The organism is Spiribacter sp. 2438, assembly GCF_009676705.1.
Taxonomy (GTDB): domain Bacteria; phylum Pseudomonadota; class Gammaproteobacteria; order Nitrococcales; family Nitrococcaceae; genus Spiribacter.
In genome coordinates, this window is the sequence record NZ_CP046046.1 from 51,683 (window position 1) to 66,053 (window position 14,371).

17 protein-coding genes are annotated in these 14,371 nt (G+C 65.8%); 9 read left to right on the forward strand and 8 right to left on the reverse strand.

All coding sequences use genetic code 11. The features are described 5' to 3' along the window. Positions 1 to 177 precede the first annotated feature (177 nt). From hemF to GJ672_RS00225, 3 genes are read right to left on the reverse strand one after another with little or no spacing between them, the layout of a single operon-like run. Positions 178 to 1,083, reverse strand: a complete 906-nt coding sequence (gene hemF / locus GJ672_RS00215) for an oxygen-dependent coproporphyrinogen oxidase (protein ID WP_154295322.1) — start codon at positions 1,081 to 1,083, stop codon at positions 178 to 180. Next, positions 1,080 to 1,784 (reverse strand): biotin--[acetyl-CoA-carboxylase] ligase, encoded by a 705-nt coding sequence (locus GJ672_RS00220; protein WP_154295323.1) that lies wholly within the window; start codon positions 1,782 to 1,784, stop codon positions 1,080 to 1,082. The genes hemF and GJ672_RS00220 overlap by 4 nt, the downstream gene beginning before the upstream one ends. Continuing rightward, positions 1,781 to 4,150 (reverse strand): tetratricopeptide repeat protein, encoded by a 2,370-nt coding sequence (locus GJ672_RS00225; protein WP_154295324.1) that lies wholly within the window; start codon positions 4,148 to 4,150, stop codon positions 1,781 to 1,783. Before GJ672_RS00225 ends, GJ672_RS00220 begins: the two co-directional genes overlap by 4 nt. Before the next feature lie 87 nt (positions 4,151 to 4,237). Between GJ672_RS00225 and GJ672_RS00230 the strand changes: the two genes are divergently transcribed. From GJ672_RS00230 to GJ672_RS00240, 3 genes are read left to right on the forward strand one after another with little or no spacing between them, the layout of a single operon-like run. Then, positions 4,238 to 4,672, forward strand: coding sequence for a molybdenum cofactor biosynthesis protein MoaE (locus tag GJ672_RS00230; protein WP_154295325.1), 435 nt, complete (start codon positions 4,238 to 4,240; stop codon positions 4,670 to 4,672). 4 nt (positions 4,673 to 4,676) lie between these two features. Next, on the forward strand, positions 4,677 to 5,699 hold the full coding sequence (gene moaA / locus GJ672_RS00235) for a GTP 3',8-cyclase MoaA (protein WP_154295326.1): 1,023 nt from the start codon (positions 4,677 to 4,679) through the stop codon (positions 5,697 to 5,699). Positions 5,700 to 5,702: 3 nt separating this feature from the next. Continuing rightward, positions 5,703 to 5,909 carry a DUF6494 family protein gene (locus GJ672_RS00240; RefSeq protein WP_154295327.1) on the forward strand — a complete coding sequence of 69 codons (207 nt, stop codon included), beginning with the start codon at positions 5,703 to 5,705 and terminating at the stop codon, positions 5,907 to 5,909. Between the two features lie 20 nt (positions 5,910 to 5,929). Here GJ672_RS00240 and glp read toward each other — a convergent pair whose 3' ends face one another. From glp to GJ672_RS00265, 5 genes are read right to left on the reverse strand one after another with little or no spacing between them, the layout of a single operon-like run. Further along, positions 5,930 to 7,180, reverse strand: coding sequence for a gephyrin-like molybdotransferase Glp (glp, locus tag GJ672_RS00245; RefSeq protein ID WP_154295328.1), 1,251 nt, complete (start codon positions 7,178 to 7,180; stop codon positions 5,930 to 5,932). Positions 7,181 to 7,182: 2 nt separating this feature from the next. Beyond that, a complete protein-coding gene (mobA, locus tag GJ672_RS00250; protein WP_229381894.1) occupies positions 7,183 to 7,797 on the reverse strand; it encodes a molybdenum cofactor guanylyltransferase MobA in 615 nt (204 codons plus the stop codon). Continuing rightward, entirely contained in the window at positions 7,790 to 8,068 is a 279-nt protein-coding gene (locus tag GJ672_RS00255; protein WP_154295329.1) for a MoaD/ThiS family protein, read from the reverse strand. The genes mobA and GJ672_RS00255 overlap by 8 nt, the downstream gene beginning before the upstream one ends. Before the next feature lie 4 nt (positions 8,069 to 8,072). Beyond that, positions 8,073 to 8,846 (reverse strand): selenium cofactor biosynthesis protein YqeC, encoded by a 774-nt coding sequence (gene yqeC, locus GJ672_RS00260; RefSeq protein WP_154295330.1) that lies wholly within the window; start codon positions 8,844 to 8,846, stop codon positions 8,073 to 8,075. Then, entirely contained in the window at positions 8,843 to 9,964 is a 1,122-nt protein-coding gene (locus GJ672_RS00265; RefSeq protein ID WP_154295331.1) for a hypothetical protein, read from the reverse strand. The genes yqeC and GJ672_RS00265 overlap by 4 nt, the downstream gene beginning before the upstream one ends. An 83-nt stretch (positions 9,965 to 10,047) precedes the next feature. Here GJ672_RS00265 and GJ672_RS00270 point away from each other — a divergent pair, with 83 nt between their 5' ends. From GJ672_RS00270 to GJ672_RS00295, 6 genes are all read left to right on the forward strand, one after another. Further along, positions 10,048 to 10,551: a DUF6505 family protein gene (locus GJ672_RS00270; protein WP_154295332.1), complete on the forward strand. Its 504-nt coding sequence runs from the start codon at positions 10,048 to 10,050 to the stop codon at positions 10,549 to 10,551. Further along, on the forward strand, positions 10,548 to 11,036 hold the full coding sequence (locus tag GJ672_RS00275) for a DUF3305 domain-containing protein (protein ID WP_154295333.1): 489 nt from the start codon (positions 10,548 to 10,550) through the stop codon (positions 11,034 to 11,036). The genes GJ672_RS00270 and GJ672_RS00275 overlap by 4 nt, the downstream gene beginning before the upstream one ends. Beyond that, entirely contained in the window at positions 11,029 to 11,718 is a 690-nt protein-coding gene (locus GJ672_RS00280; protein ID WP_154295334.1) for a DUF3306 domain-containing protein, read from the forward strand. Before GJ672_RS00275 ends, GJ672_RS00280 begins: the two co-directional genes overlap by 8 nt. Beyond that, positions 11,711 to 13,375, forward strand: coding sequence for a 4Fe-4S binding protein (locus GJ672_RS00285; RefSeq protein WP_195759513.1), 1,665 nt, complete (start codon positions 11,711 to 11,713; stop codon positions 13,373 to 13,375). The genes GJ672_RS00280 and GJ672_RS00285 overlap by 8 nt, the downstream gene beginning before the upstream one ends. A 116-nt stretch (positions 13,376 to 13,491) precedes the next feature. Further along, positions 13,492 to 14,121: a molecular chaperone gene (locus GJ672_RS00290; RefSeq protein WP_195759514.1), complete on the forward strand. Its 630-nt coding sequence runs from the start codon at positions 13,492 to 13,494 to the stop codon at positions 14,119 to 14,121. A 27-nt stretch (positions 14,122 to 14,148) separates the two neighbouring features. Further along, positions 14,149 to 14,367, forward strand: coding sequence for a twin-arginine translocation signal domain-containing protein (locus GJ672_RS00295; RefSeq protein WP_195759515.1), 219 nt, complete (start codon positions 14,149 to 14,151; stop codon positions 14,365 to 14,367). Positions 14,368 to 14,371 lie beyond the last annotated feature (4 nt).

Consider the following 14,371-nt stretch of genomic DNA (forward strand, 5'->3'; position numbering starts at 1 on the left):
ACCCTGGCACGCACGTAAATCTTTGTTGCGCTGCGGAAAAATGCCTATCCGAAAAAGCGCAGGGACGCACAACGTACCCAAGAAATCAGCGGATGTCGTCAGATAAGCTTTGCCTTGAAGGCACAAATAATATGACCGAACCTGTCGGCGGAAAATTCTGTCCGCGCCCGGTGGCGGTCAGACCCAGTCGCGGGGGGGCAGAAAATCCGTGACCAGCCGATCTTCCAGGCTGCCGGGCTCCGGTTGATAGCCGTATTCCCAGCGGACCTGGGGCGGAAGGGACATGAGAATGGATTCGGTGCGCCCGCCGGACTGTATGCCAAAGCGGGTGCCACGGTCGTGCAGGAGATTGAACTCCACATACCGCCCGCGGCGGTACAGCTGGAACTGCCGCTCCCGGTCTCCCCACGGGTTGTCCCGGCGCGCTTCCACGATGGGCAGATAGGCCGTCAGGTAGCCATCCCCCACGGAGCGCATGAGGGCAAATGACCGGGCAAAACCGCCGCGGTTGTAATCGTCGAAGAACAGCCCGCCGATGCCGCGGGCCTCCTCTCGATGAGGCAGGTAGAAATACTCGTCGCACCATTGCTTGAAGCGGGGGTAGAGGTCGTCGCCGAACGGCGCCACGGCGTCCCGGGCGACCCGGTGCCAGTGGCGGCAGTCATCGGTGAAAGGATAGAACGGTGTCAGGTCGAAGCCACCGCCGAACCACCAGACCGGCTCCGCGCCCGGCGCCTCGGCGACCAGGAAGCGCACATTGGCGTGGGAGGTGGGCACGTAGGGGTTGCGCGGATGCACCACCAGGGAGACCCCCAGCGCCTGAAAACTGCGGCCCGCCAGTTCCGGGCGGCGGTCGGTGGCCGCCGCCGGCAGGCTCTCTCCGTGGACATGGGAAAAGTTGACCCCGGCCTGCTCGAAGACGCTGCCGTCGGCCAGCACCCGGCTTCGGCCGCCGCCACCGGCGGCCCGGCTCCAGGTGTCCTGGTGGAAGGCACCCCCGTCCAGTCCGGCCAGCGCTTCGCAGATGCGGTCCTGCAGATCCAGCAGATAGTCGTGAACGGACGCGGTATCGACGGCGGTCATGGGTTCAGCTCCCCGAAAAACGCCGCCAGCGTCTGGTGGGTCTCCCCGGTCAGGCCGCCCTGCTCATCAAGGTCCTGCAGTCCCCGCGCCCGCAGGGATTTCAGAACGGCGGCCAACCCCTGGTCATGCCAGCGCTGAAGAAAATCGATGAAATGTCGAGCATAGCCGGTCAGGGCTTCGCCGGGGGTGGTCATCGCCGCCCCGTCCGCCACCAGGGAGGCGTATTCCCAACCCTCCACGGGAGGCACGATGTTCAATTGGGCACCCACAATCAGGAATCCACGGTGGCTGGTCAGATTGACGCCACCGACTTTGTAGCCATTGACGAGGATGTCGTTCGGCCAGCGATAGTCGAGACCGGTCAGCGGCGGCAGCAATTCCGCCGCGGCGGTTCCCAGCGCCAATACGGCGACCAGTCCGACCTCCGGCCACCGGTCCGCGGGAAAATCCGGTTCCAGCAGAACGGCACAGTACAGCCCCCCCGCGGGGGAGTCCCAGGGGCCGTGCTGCCCCTGCCCGTGGGTCTGTTCCGCCGCCCAGATCAGCAGCCCCTCGCCGGCACCGGCGTCGGCGCGACGTATGGCTTCGGCCTGGACGCTGTCCAGCACCGACAGAAAGTCGGGTTCATAGACAGCGGGGAATTCTGCCCGGAGACGGGGATCTTCCGGCTGGCTCCGGGAGGGAGACGTCGTTTCATTCATGGTCGATGGGCTCCCGCGGCCTGTCGCAGCCCCTCGAGGTGGCGGCGGAGTTTCTGCAAGGACGGTGACAGGATCTTGGTGCTGCCAGCGGCCCGGTCGTAGGTGTGCTGTAGCAGCGCGACCCCTTCGGCAAGCCGGCCTCGGTCGCGCAGCAAGGCGGCCAGTCGACACAGGCTGTCCACATGGAGGGCGTTGTCGATGCCCATCATCTGCTCGAGTTGCTGAATGGCTCTGCGTAACAGGGGTTCTGCCTCGTCGACGCGGCCGGCGTCGGCGTACAGGCCGCCCAGCTCGGCGGCGGTCATGGCCGTGTTGGGGTGGTTTTCTCCGTACAGCCGGGTCCACAGCGCCAGATTTTCCTGATAAAGCGGCTCCGCCTCATCCAGCCGCCCGTTTTCCCTCAGCAGATCAGCGAGGTTGTTGATGCTGGTGGCCGTGGCGGGATGCTCGCTGCCCACCACCGCTCGCCAGACGTCGACGGCCTCGCGGTAAAGGGCCTCGGCTTCTTCCCGTTCGCCGGTGACGTCCAGTACCCCGGCCAGATTGTGCAGGCTGGTGGCGGTCTCGGCATGCTCTCGGCCAAGGGCCTCCGAGCGGATGGCCACGGCCTGTCGAAAGCACGGCTTCGCCTCCAGAAACCGCGAGAGTGCATCCAGCACGGTCCCCAGATTGTGAATCGCGGCGGCGGTGGCGGGGTGGCCCGGACCGAACAGGCGCTGGGTGATCTCCAGGCCTTCCCGGTAGCGCGCCTCCGCCCCCTGGTGATCACCGCCGGCGTAAAGCAGCCCCGCCAGATTGTCGAGGGCGACGGCCAGCGCGGGGGCGGGTCCGGGCCGGACGCGCCGCGCGATTTTTACGCACCGCTCAAAGGGACCGCGGGCCTGCTCCAGTTGGTTGGCCGCGCGGTGTGCGGCCCCAAGATTGGCCAATAGAGGCAGAAGCGCTGGATCTTCCCGTCCCACCTCGGCTTCCCGGGCTGCCACAAGCCTGGTGTATTCCGAAATGGCATCGCTCAGCTCACCGTTGGCTTCCAGTGCGGCGGCCAGGGCATGACCACTGGACTGGGTCAGTGCGTGGCCGTCTCCCAGCCGTCGCCGGCGATGGTCGACCGCCATGCGTAGCAGGCGGACAGACTCGTTCGGGTCGCTCTCGGCCAGATCGGAAACGGCACGGGCGTGGGCCAGCGCGGCCGCCTCGAGGCTGTCGGGCGCGGTTTTCAACACATGGCCATGGCCGGTCCGGCGAGCAAGGGACGCGGCCTCCGGCTGCTCCAGCGCATCCAGGATACGCCCCGCATTGAGGTGTTGCTCGCTGACGGACGCGCTGTCCGGGGATGGCGTGGATCGCCGTTTGTCCAGTTCTGCCAGGAGATGCCGGGTCGCCGTGTCGCGGGCCGGGAGCGCCGCCCACAGGGTTCGCCACGCAAAGGGCTGGCCCTGCCAGGACTGCAGGACATTGGGCTGGGTCAATTGCTCCATGAGCGCGGGCCAGTCAGCGGCCCGGGCCAGCCAGCCGGCACGGTCCAGTGGGTCATCAGCAATGTCCGCCAGCCGTCGGCAGAGGGCGCGATGGTCGGCGCGGCCTGCCAGCAGCGTTTTTCGGACCGCGTTGCGAATCATGGCATGACGGAAACCAATCCAGCCGTCGCTGAGTTCCACCAGCCCGGCGGGAAAGTCGATCGGATCGATGCCCAGGTCCGCCAGCGCGGCAATCGGTAACCCGGCGGGGGCTGCGGCCAGATGCTTGAGGGCGATAGCCTGCCGCGGATTCGCTTCTGCCATTGAGAGGGCGTCAGCGGGATCTTCAAGCTGAGTGCCACGGGCGATGTCCATCCGCTCCCACCCCAGGTCGCGCAGCCCCTCGGCCAGAAGGCCCCGCTCGGCGCTGGCCACCAGAATTAGGCCAGGCGGCAGGTAAGGGGGCAGCCAGTCCGGGTCGCTGGTCAGGTCGCTGCCGGTGATCCGATCCAGATCATCGATGACGATCACGGCGGGCGAATCCCCGAGCCGTGCCAGCCAGCCCGGCAACGCCTCCCGGAGTCCGGCCTCATCCAGCGGCAGGGCATCCCGGGCGTCGAGGTGAATTTTCAGTGCGCTCAGCAGGCCGTGGATCACCCGGGCGGGGGTCGCCGCATCGGGGTCGGCGCCGCCGCTGAAAACGTAGCGGAACGTGTCGGAGGGCTGCTGATCCAGCCAGGTTCGCAGGGTCGCGGTGCGACCGCTGGCCATTGGCCCGGTGAGCAGCACACGGCGACCGCCGCGGGCGCCGTGGTCGAGGTGTTCCACGGCATTGGTCGCGGGTTCCAGCGGATCGTGGTCGAAGCCCGATGGCGGTAATGCTGGACAGACGTAGGGGCGAGACGGCATTTTTTCTTAAATTAATTTTGCGCGCAGAATAGGCGCCCTAGTTTGCGACGAATGTCTCGCACCGCCAAGTGAGGAGAGGTTGGCTGAATGTCCCAGCGTGTCGACAGCGCAGCAATCGAAATCGATCGCCTGCTTGAGGAAACCGAATCGCCGGATGCCGGCGCCGTGGTCGTGTTTGGAGGCACCGTCCGCCGCCACCACGACGGCAAATCGGTGACGGCCATCGAGTATTCCGCTTACGAGCCATTGGCGGAAAAGGCGCTGGCTGAGGTTGAGGCGGATGCCATGGCCCGCTTCGACATCCTCTCGTGTGCCATTCGTCACCGCACCGGTAAGCTCGAAGTGGGTGAACTCAGTGTGGTCGTGGTGGTGCGGGCCGCTCATCGAGCGGATGCCTTCGAAGCGGGGCGCTACGCCATCGATACGCTGAAAAAGACGGCGCCGGTATGGAAACGGGAAGCCTATGGGGATGGCACGGAGGTCTATCTGCAGGGTGAGACGCTGCCCGGGGCCGGAGAGTAATGTCATGACCAAGCCACTGACGGATCGCATGGACCGGCCGCTGCGGGATCTGCGAATTTCCCTGACGGATCGCTGCAATTTCCGCTGTTCCTACTGCATGCCAAAGGCGCTGTTCGGCGCCAATCATGCATTCATGCCCCGGGCGGAGTTGCTCAGCTTCGAGGAAATCACCCGACTCGCGCGGATTTTTTCGACCCTGGGCGTTCGTAAACTGCGGCTCACCGGCGGCGAACCGCTGATCCGCCGGGACATCGACGCGCTAGTGGGCATGCTGGCGGAAGTCCCGGGCATCGAGGACATCAGTCTGACCACCAATGCGTCTTTGCTGACCCGGGAGAAGGCCAGAGCTCTGAAGGCGGCCGGCCTCAACCGCATTACCGTGAGTCTGGACGGGATCGACGACCCGACTTTCCGGGCGATGAATGATGTCAATTTCCCGGTGGCCCGGGTGCTGGAGGGCATCGATCATGCCGAGCAGGCGGGGCTGGCTCCCATCAAAATCAACATGGTGGTCCAGCGCGGGGTGAACGATCACGACATCGTTGCGATGGCCGGGCACTTCCGGGGGAGTCCGCATATCGTGCGCTTCATTGAGTACATGGATGTTGGCAACAGCAACGGCTGGCGCCTCGACCAGGTGGTGCCCTCGGCGGAGGTGGTGGAGCGGATTCACGAGCAGTGGCCCCTGGAAGCGGTGGAGCCCAACTATCGCGGTGAGGTGGCCGAGCGCTATCGCTACGCCGATGGGTCCGGCGAGATTGGCATGATCAGTTCGGTGACCCAGCCATTCTGTGGCGACTGTAGCCGGGCCCGATTATCGGCAGAGGGCAAGCTGTTTACCTGCCTCTTTGCCAGTAGCGGTCACGAGGTGCGGGATCGTTTGCGGGCCGGTGAAAGTGATGAGGCGCTGCAGCAGTATCTGGCCGGGATCTGGTCCCGCCGTGCCGACCGATACTCGGAGCTGCGCACCCACGACACCAAACCCATCGACTCACGAAAAATAGAAATGTCCTACATTGGAGGCTGAGCCATGGACGAAGACACCTTGAACCTGAGTGTGCGCAAATTCCTGAAAAAGGTGGGTATCACCGCGCAGCGGGAAATCGAGGCCGCGGTCCGTGAGCAAATCGAGAGTGGCCAGATCACCGGCGATGAGGTCATGACCGCCCGGGTCACATTAAAAGTGGACGGCCTATCCCTGGAGCATGAAATCGAGGGCCCCATCGAGCTCGAATAGCCCAGGGGGCGACTTCTTTGTCAGACGATGGGCCGCCCGAAGGGCTCCACGGTGACCCAGTCCCCGGCGGCAACGTCACCGCTGTCGGCGGGCAGGACGATGAAACAATTGGCCTCGCTCATGGAGCTGAGCACACCGGAGCCCTGCCGGCCGATACCCTGCACGGCCATGGAGCCGTCGGCCTGAGGCGCCATGATCCCGCGCTGAAACTCCAGTCGTCCCAGTTTTTTTCGCAGATCGCCAAGACACGGCATCCGGAAACGGGGCGTCGGGTCAGCATTTTCGCCGGCCAGTCGACGAAACGCCGGCGTCACCACTTGGGTGAACGTGGCCATCACCGAAACCGGGTTGCCCGGCAACCCGAAATACCACGCCGTTCCGTAGCGGCCGAAGGTCAATGGTCGGCCGGGTTTCATGGCGATGCTCCAGAAGTGTGCCTCGCCCTGACTGCGCAGAATGTCGCCCATGTAATCCGCTTCGCCAACGGAAACTCCGCCGGAGGTCAGGATGACATCCGCCTGTTCCGCGGCTTCGTCCAGCGCCTGCTGCAGGGCGCCTGGATCGTCGGGCACGACGCCCCCATCGAGACAGTCCACCCCCAGATGCCGCAGCATGCCGTAAAGGGTGTAGCGGTTGCTGTCATAGATTTCCCCCGCGCCCAGCGGTTGACCCAGGCTGCGGAGCTCGTCACCGGTTGAGAAAAAGGCGACGCGAAGCGGGCGCATGACATCAATCTCGGCACGCCCCAGGGAGGCAATGACCCCGAGATCTGCCGCCGTCAGCCGACGTCCGGCATCGAGAATAACCGCACCCTCTGCCAGATCCTCGCCGGCTCGACGGATATTCTCGCCGGGCTTTGGCCACGGTGCCACATGAACGGTGTCGTCCTGCGCCCGGGCGTGCTCCTGCATGGCGATCGCGCCGGCACCCGCGGGCACCACGCCCCCGGTCATGATTCGGACACACTCGCCCGGATGCAGGGTGCCCGTGTAGGGGTGGCCGGCGAATGCAGAGCCCACCAGCTGTAATGGCTGGCCATCCTCCGAGCCGCTGGCGATGGCATAGCCGTCCATCGCCGAGTTGTCGTGGGCCGGCACCGGCTCGGTGGCGGTAATGGTTTCGGCGAGCACCTGGTCGAGGGCGCTGCGCAGGGCAAGCCGCTGGCGGCCGGTGATGGGTCGCAGTTCGGCAAAGATGCGGGCCAGGGCGTCTTCCAGCGGAAGCGCGGGGCTGTCGTGGCCGCGATCAGGGGGAGTCCGGGCATCAGTCATGGTCAGCGGTGTCCTTCGGGTCCAGTGAGAAGCCGGGCCTCCATGGCGTCACGCTCCTCCGGGGTGTTGACGTTGGTGAACAGTTCGCGGCGATCCGAAAAATCGGCGGTTCGCGCATCAAGGGTGGCATACCAGCGATCAATTTTTCGCCCGCCGTCGCTTAGAAATGCCTGCAGGCCAGACAGGCATCGTCGGTGCAGCAGGGCATGAACCGGCTGCAGCCGCTGGCCGTCGTGGGCCACGGCGACATCCGCATCGCCGATGACGGCCAGCAGCCTTTCTGTCAGGTCTTCGGGTACCAGCGGGCCGTCACAGGGCAGGATCAGGAGGTAATCCGCCGGGCACCAGGCCAGGCCGGCGGCCATACCCGCGAGGGGGCCCGGGTAATCGCCGGTGGCATCCGAAAGGACCGGCAGCCCCAGCGCCGCATAGGTGCCATGACTGCGGTTGGCATTAATGGCCATCGCCGTGACCTGCGGGCGAACGGCGTCAATCACGTGACTCACCATGGGCCGTCCCGCCAGCGGGATCATGCCCTTGTCCTGACCCCCCATGCGGGTGGCGCGCCCGCCGGCCAGCACCACCGCCGCCACCGTCGGGGCCACCGGCTCAGCCACCGGCCACCGACGCCACGACGATCATCCGGCGATAGCCGTTGACCGGGGTGTCCAGGCCGTCCAGGGCGCGGATATCGTCCTCGTCCAGAAAAATGTTGACGTGCTGCCGCAGCGCCCCGCCGCGGGTGAGGATTCGCTGGCCCACCGCCCTGTATCGCTGCTGCAGGGCGAACAGGACCTCCTGCACGGATTCGCCGGCGAGGTCCATGGTGGCGGTGTTATCGGCCAGCGGCTGCAGGGCTGCCGGCAATTCCAGCTGAATGGTTGGCATCAATTCAGTTTGCCCTCGAGGCTGTCGATTCGACAATGTCCACAACCGGATCCGGGGCGGTCATGGCACCCAGGACCACCCGGCTCGGCGGGCGGTCTCCGGCCATGGCCCGGCGCGCGGCCCGGCGGGCAAGCTCGACACGGGCCGGGTCATCCACCTGGCTGATCAGGGCGATCAACGTGGCTTCGCCGACCCGGTGAGCGGCGCCCATCGGGTGGCTGAGCAGGTGGCCGACATGGTCAGGCGTTATGGGCTCGCCCGGTGCGATATCCAGCCGCCGGGTCAATTCCGGCAGGCGGTGAGCAACGGTCTCATCCAGTCGCTTGCCGATGACGCCGGCGGATACCACGAAGACCACGGTGCGGCAGCCGGGGGCGACCAGCGGTTCATCGTCGCGGGGTGCCTTGATGCCTCGCATGCGGGCGCCGTCCGCCTTGACCAGCGTGACATCGAAGCCCGCGCTGGCGTGGAGGCCGGCGAGGCTGGCCGGTGGCAGGCCCGCCAGACGGCCGGACTTGGGGCTCGGACAGGCGAAGCCGACCCGGCGATGCATGGCCGCCGCCCGGGGGACGGCCTGGGTCAGTGCATCCGCACTGTCCACCAGCCGGATATCCAGTAGCCGGCGGGGCGGTGGCGTGGTCATGGCGGTCGCGGTCAGGCCCAGTTTTCCCGGGTGGCTCTCCAGCAGCCGGTACAGCGCCGTTTTTTTACCTCCGGCGCCCACCGCGCAAACGATCCCGGAGCGGGCCTGTAGCGCGTCGATCAGGCAAGCGGTCATGGGCCGTCGCCACCGGTCACCGCCGCCCGCACGCAGAGGATACCCGGGAGAAAGCCCGCCAGTGTCTGCCACTGATCGCCTCCGTCCCGGCTGGCAAACAGGTGGCCGCTGGAGGTCCCGAGATAGAGCCCCAGGGGGTCCAGCCCGTCGCTGTCCAGCCCGTCCCGGAGAATGGTGACGAAGACATTTTCCTGGGGCAGCCCGTCGGTGAGGGCCTGCCAGTGTTTGCCCGCGTCCGTGCTGCGGTATACCCGCAGGCGTCCCTGCGCGGTGGCCCGGAACTGGCTGCTGTCCTCCGGAATGCAGTAGATGACATCCGGATCCCGCGGATCAGTGGCGAGGGCGTAGCCGAAGTCACTGGGCAGGCCGGCACTGATCTCGCACCAGTGCTCACCCCCGTCGTCGCTGACGTACACACCGTGATGGCTCTGCTGGTAACAGCGACCGGCTCTGGCCGGGTGCACCAGCAGACGATGGACACAATGGCCGCAATGGGGTTCGGATTCCGGCAGATAAGGCGCCCGAATGCCGCGGTTCAGGGCCCGCCACGTGGCACCTTCATCGTCGGATCGATAGACACCGCCGGCGGACATGGCCACATAGAGCCGCCGGTGGTCATGGGGGTCTGCCTGCACCGAGTGGACCGCGAGGCCCCCCTTCGCCGGGGACCAGTGGGGCCGGTCCGGATGGTTGTTGAATCCGCCGAATGGCTGCCAGTGCCCACCGCCATCGTTGCTGAAAAAAAACCCCGGCGGCTCGATGCCCGCCAGCAACATCCCGGGCTGGTCCGCGGGGCCGGGAGCCAGGCTCCAGATCATGCGCAGGCTGGTCGGATCGTCGTCACTGCGATGACGGGGCACCTCCTCGTGGGGCTGCCATGTCCGCCCCGCATCCTCGGTGCAATAGATATGCACCCCCCACACCGGATGATGAGCGGCAGCCCAGCCCCGGGTTGGATCCCGCGGGTCCAGCAGGGCCGACTGAATTTCGTAACCGGCGATGTGAGGCCCCTCGAGAACCCATTTCGAGCGGTCCCTGGGGGCACGGGCGATGAACAACCCCTTCCGGGTGCCAATGAGGACAGCCACGGCGGCGATGTCGGCGGCGGCCTTGGCCATTGGTGACTCCGACTTCTGTTACAGGTTGGCGTAATATACCGTAAGAAAAAAATGACACATTGACCCTAGGGAGGAGAGCCCACGTGCGGTTTCTGCGTGCGTTGCGACTCGATGACAGCGACGACGAAATCTATCCCCGGGCAGCCACAGCCGGTGAATGGGTGGTGCCCGGGACCTTCGTTTTCACCTTCGGCGAACGCCCCCCGGAGCAGCTGGACAGCGGTGAACAGGCCGCCTTTCGGCATGGCTTTCTCGGCCTGAGCAGCTTTGGCTGGTCGACGCTGGCGGTGGTGGTGGAGATGCCGGAGGCCGAGCAGCGTCAGGTGCTCGAAAGCCTGGCCCGACACTTCGTCGAGGCCTACGGTGCGCCGGATATGGAGGCGGCCCTGGTTGAAGCCCGCGGGGAGGTCGCCTTCTGTGAATCCCTGTGTACCCCGGACATCAACACGGTGCTGTCGGTCCAGCGGGATTTTGTGGACGGCGAGGTTAAAGAGGCCTTTCGTGTTCATCGGCCAAAGAGCGAGAGCGACTGGGAGAGCGCCCCGGTATTTCGCATCGTCCCGGAGACAGGAGGTGAGCCCCGATGACCGGAATGGCGATGGATCCCCCGGAGCGCACCCATTGGCCGGTGAGTGTGACCCTGAGGCGTGCCATGCGGGAGCGTCGAGGCTGGACATTTCCGGCCTGGTCACTGGCGGCGGTTGAGCTGGACACGGCTGAACGCGGCGTGGTGGAGACCCGGGTTGAAGAGGGGGTGCGGGACTTTCGATGGTCCGGCCTGCGGCTCAGCCTGCATCGCTCCAATGCCGAAACCTACTGGTACAACCTCACCAGCCGGCAGCCATCGCTGCTGGTGATCTGCCAGGAGGACCCGCAATACGGGCTCATGCCCTGGCTGGTCACGCTGGACCAGGACGAATCGGCGCGGCAGCAGGAAAGCGAGGCCGAAATTTTTTCGACGCCGCTGCCGGCATGGCTGATTGACGAAGTCGAGCGGTTTGTCATGAGCCATTATCGCCCCGAGCCGCGTCGTCGCAAGCGTCGCAAGCCCCGGGAGGCGTCCGATGAGTAACGAACACGATCAGCCATCGCCGGATGAGGGTTTCCTCGGGCGATGGGCGCGGCGCAAGGGGGCGGCCCGGGTGGCGGCAGAGCCGTCCGCGGCGCCGAATCCGCCAGTCGAGGCGGATGGGTCCGAGGATCATTTGCCGGCGGCGCCACGCCCGGAGGGGACGCCCGGCGAGGGCATGGACGATGCGCCGTCCACGGAGCCTGCCACCCTCACCGATGCCGATATGCCGGACATCGAGACGTTGCAGCCGGACAGTGATGTGAGCGGTTTTTTCTCGCCCGGGGTGAGTGATGCCCTGCGGCGCAAGGCGCTGCGCAAGCTTTTCCACAGCAGCCGCTTCAATGTCAAAGATGGGTTGGATGATTACGACGATGATTACACCCAGCTCCAGCCGCTGGGCAACACCATGACCCACGACCTGCGCCGGCAGAACGAACGACTGGCGGAGCGTCAGAGGGCGAAAGAGGCCGGGGAGGCGGCGGAGGCCGAAACCGAAGCCGAAACTGAGGCTGAGGCAGAGACCGAAAACGAGATGGGGGAAAAGGCCGAGACCGGGGCCGTGAGCGACGAGGACACCCGGACGGCTGCCCGGTCGGAAGTGCCCGCCGGCCCCGACGCGAACCCGCCCACTCGCATTGACAATAACGCCGCCGATGGCGAGGAGGAAGACAGCCTTGCTTGAGATTACTCATCCGCCTCTCACGGAGCTGCCGGCCGTGGAAGCCAATGGACGGGCCCGGGCGGCGGCGCTGGCGGTGCTGTCCGAGGCCAACCTTGGAACCGCCGGTTTCGTCGATTACCAGGCGGGCAGTGCCGTGCTCATTGTCGGACCAGCGGAGCGCGCACTCGGCGCGGCCCGGGTGCTCGGGGACTCGATGCGCTGTCTGATTGTGGCCGACGACCCGGGCCAGGGGGCGGACTTGGGGCAGTATCTGCTGGCTCGGGGCCGGCCCATGATCACTGGCCACCTGGGGGCGTTCGTCGCCACCCTCGACACCGATAAGGGCGAGGTCAATCTGGCGTCCCTCGCGCAAGGCAAGTTGACCCACTTTGACCTGGTTCTGGATGTCTCGGATGAGCCGGTGATTGAGGTGGAAAAGCCACCCATTGGCTACCAGCGCGTCGGGCAGGACCCGCAGGCGCTGGGCGAGGCGCTGGCGCTACTCCCGGAGATGGTGGGGGATTTTCAGAAGCCCCGCTTCTTCGCCTACAACGAGAACCTCTGCGCCCATGGCGCCCGCGGCCTGAGCGGCTGCACGCGCTGCCTGGACGCCTGCGCCACCGGTGCGATCCGCTCCCTGGGCGAGATGATTGAGGTGGATCCTTATCTGTGTCAGGGCTGCGGCAGCTGCGCCACCACCTGTCCCAGCGGCGCCATTGCCTATGCCTACCCCGAGGCCCGGGATCTGCTCGGGGTGTTGCGCCGAGCCCTCAAAAGCTACAGCGCCATGGCCAGCCAACCCCCGGCGGTTCTGTTTCACGACGATGACTGGGGCGCGGGAACCCTGGCGCCGCTGGGCGCTGAACTGCCGGAACGGGTCATCCCCGTTCCGGTGGAGGACACCGGCAGTCTGGGGCCCGACATCTGGTTGATGACCCTGGCTTTCGGGGCCTCGGATGTTCTGATCCTGCAGCCTGACGGTGCCGAGCCGTCGGTGGTGGAAGCCAGTGCTACCCAGCGGGCGCTGTTCACACCGGTTCTGGAAGCGTTGCAGATGGAGCCGGCCCGGTTTGCCTTGCTGGACGGCACCGAAGGCCTCAAGGAGTGGCTGGTGAAGACACCGCTGCATGACTCCCATGGCCGACAGGCACGCCAGTTCAGCATCGGCGGCGGCAAGCGGGAGCGACTTCAGGTGGCCTTCGCCGAGCTGTACCGGCCGAACCGCGACGTCGCAACGACCCCGCTTCCGCCGGGCGCCCCCTTTGGCCAGATTCAGGTCGACCGGGACGCCTGCACGCTGTGCATGTCCTGTGCGGCGGTCTGTCCGGTGGAAGCCGTTGCCAGTGCCGGCGGAGAACCGCAGCTGCTGTTCGACGAGTCCCGCTGTCTGCAGTGTGGTCTTTGCGAGCAGGCCTGCCCCGAGGATGCGATTGCCCTGGAGGCGAGGCTTCATTTGCCCGCGTTCGCGCGCCCGGAGGCACGGGTACTCAATGAGGAGAAACCGTTTCACTGTGTCGGCTGCGGGAAAGTCTTCGCCACCGAAAAAATCATCAACCGCGTCGCGGATCAGCTGTCCGGGCACTGGATGTTCGAGGATGAGCGGGCTCGCCGGCGGCTGGAAATGTGCGAGGACTGCCGGGTTAAGGACCTCTTCGATGACGAACAGATGGCGCGGTAATGGCCGATAATGGGGGGTATCGTGTCGCGCCGCACCACAGAAAGTTTTTGCCAACCGTTACAAATTCAGGATAAAAATGGCAGATAAAAAGTTGCCAGAGTTGAGGAGTGAGACTGTTGGACGCAACTCGCGTTGAGGCTGCCGGCGAAGCAGTCAGGCCAACCCGTGCAGAGGCCGGGCCGGAGGATTGGCTCCGTTCCCGGGCTTACGCACTGCTGGCCCGTCTGTTTGCAGAGATCCCGTCGGCGGACGTCATCGACAGCCTGTCCGGGCTGGAAACCGGTGACGAAGAGGGGCCGCTGGTGGATGCCTGGCAACGGCTAGCCCGGGCGGCCGATCAGTCCGATCCCGAATCCCTCGACACCGAATACCACGCGCTGTTCATCGGCCTGGGCCGAGGCGAGGTGCTGCCCTACGGCAGCTGGTACCAGTCCGGTTTTCTGATGGGGCGGCCGCTGGTGCAGCTCCGGGAGGATCTGCGGGCGCTGGGCCTCGAGCGCGAGGCCGATGTGAAAGAGCCCGAGGACCATGTCGGAGCATTGCTGGAGTGCATGGCGCTACTCAGCGGTCCGGACGGGATGTCCCTGGCCGCTCAGCGGGAATTCTTCAATGCCCACTTATCCGCCTGGATCGAGCGCTTCATGCAAGACGTTCAGCAGGCGGAATCTGCCGATTTCTATCAAGCCGTCGGAGCGTTCGGTGAACGCTTTTTTGTGACGGAAAAACAATATCTCGAAATGGTCTGACCGGATCACAGGATGGAGGAGAGAACCATGAGCGCTAAAGACTCCCAGCACGACAGCAGTCGCCGACGCTTTCTCGGGGGGCTGGCTGCCAGCGGTGCCGTGGTCGGAGTGACGAGCGGTGGCTCGGCTCTCGCCATGGCCCAGAAGCCCACGCCGACCACGGAGGAGCCGACGGCATCATCCCGCGGTTCGGGTTACCAGGAAACTGCGCACGTGCGTCGCTTCTACGACCTCGCCCGCGGCTGATCCG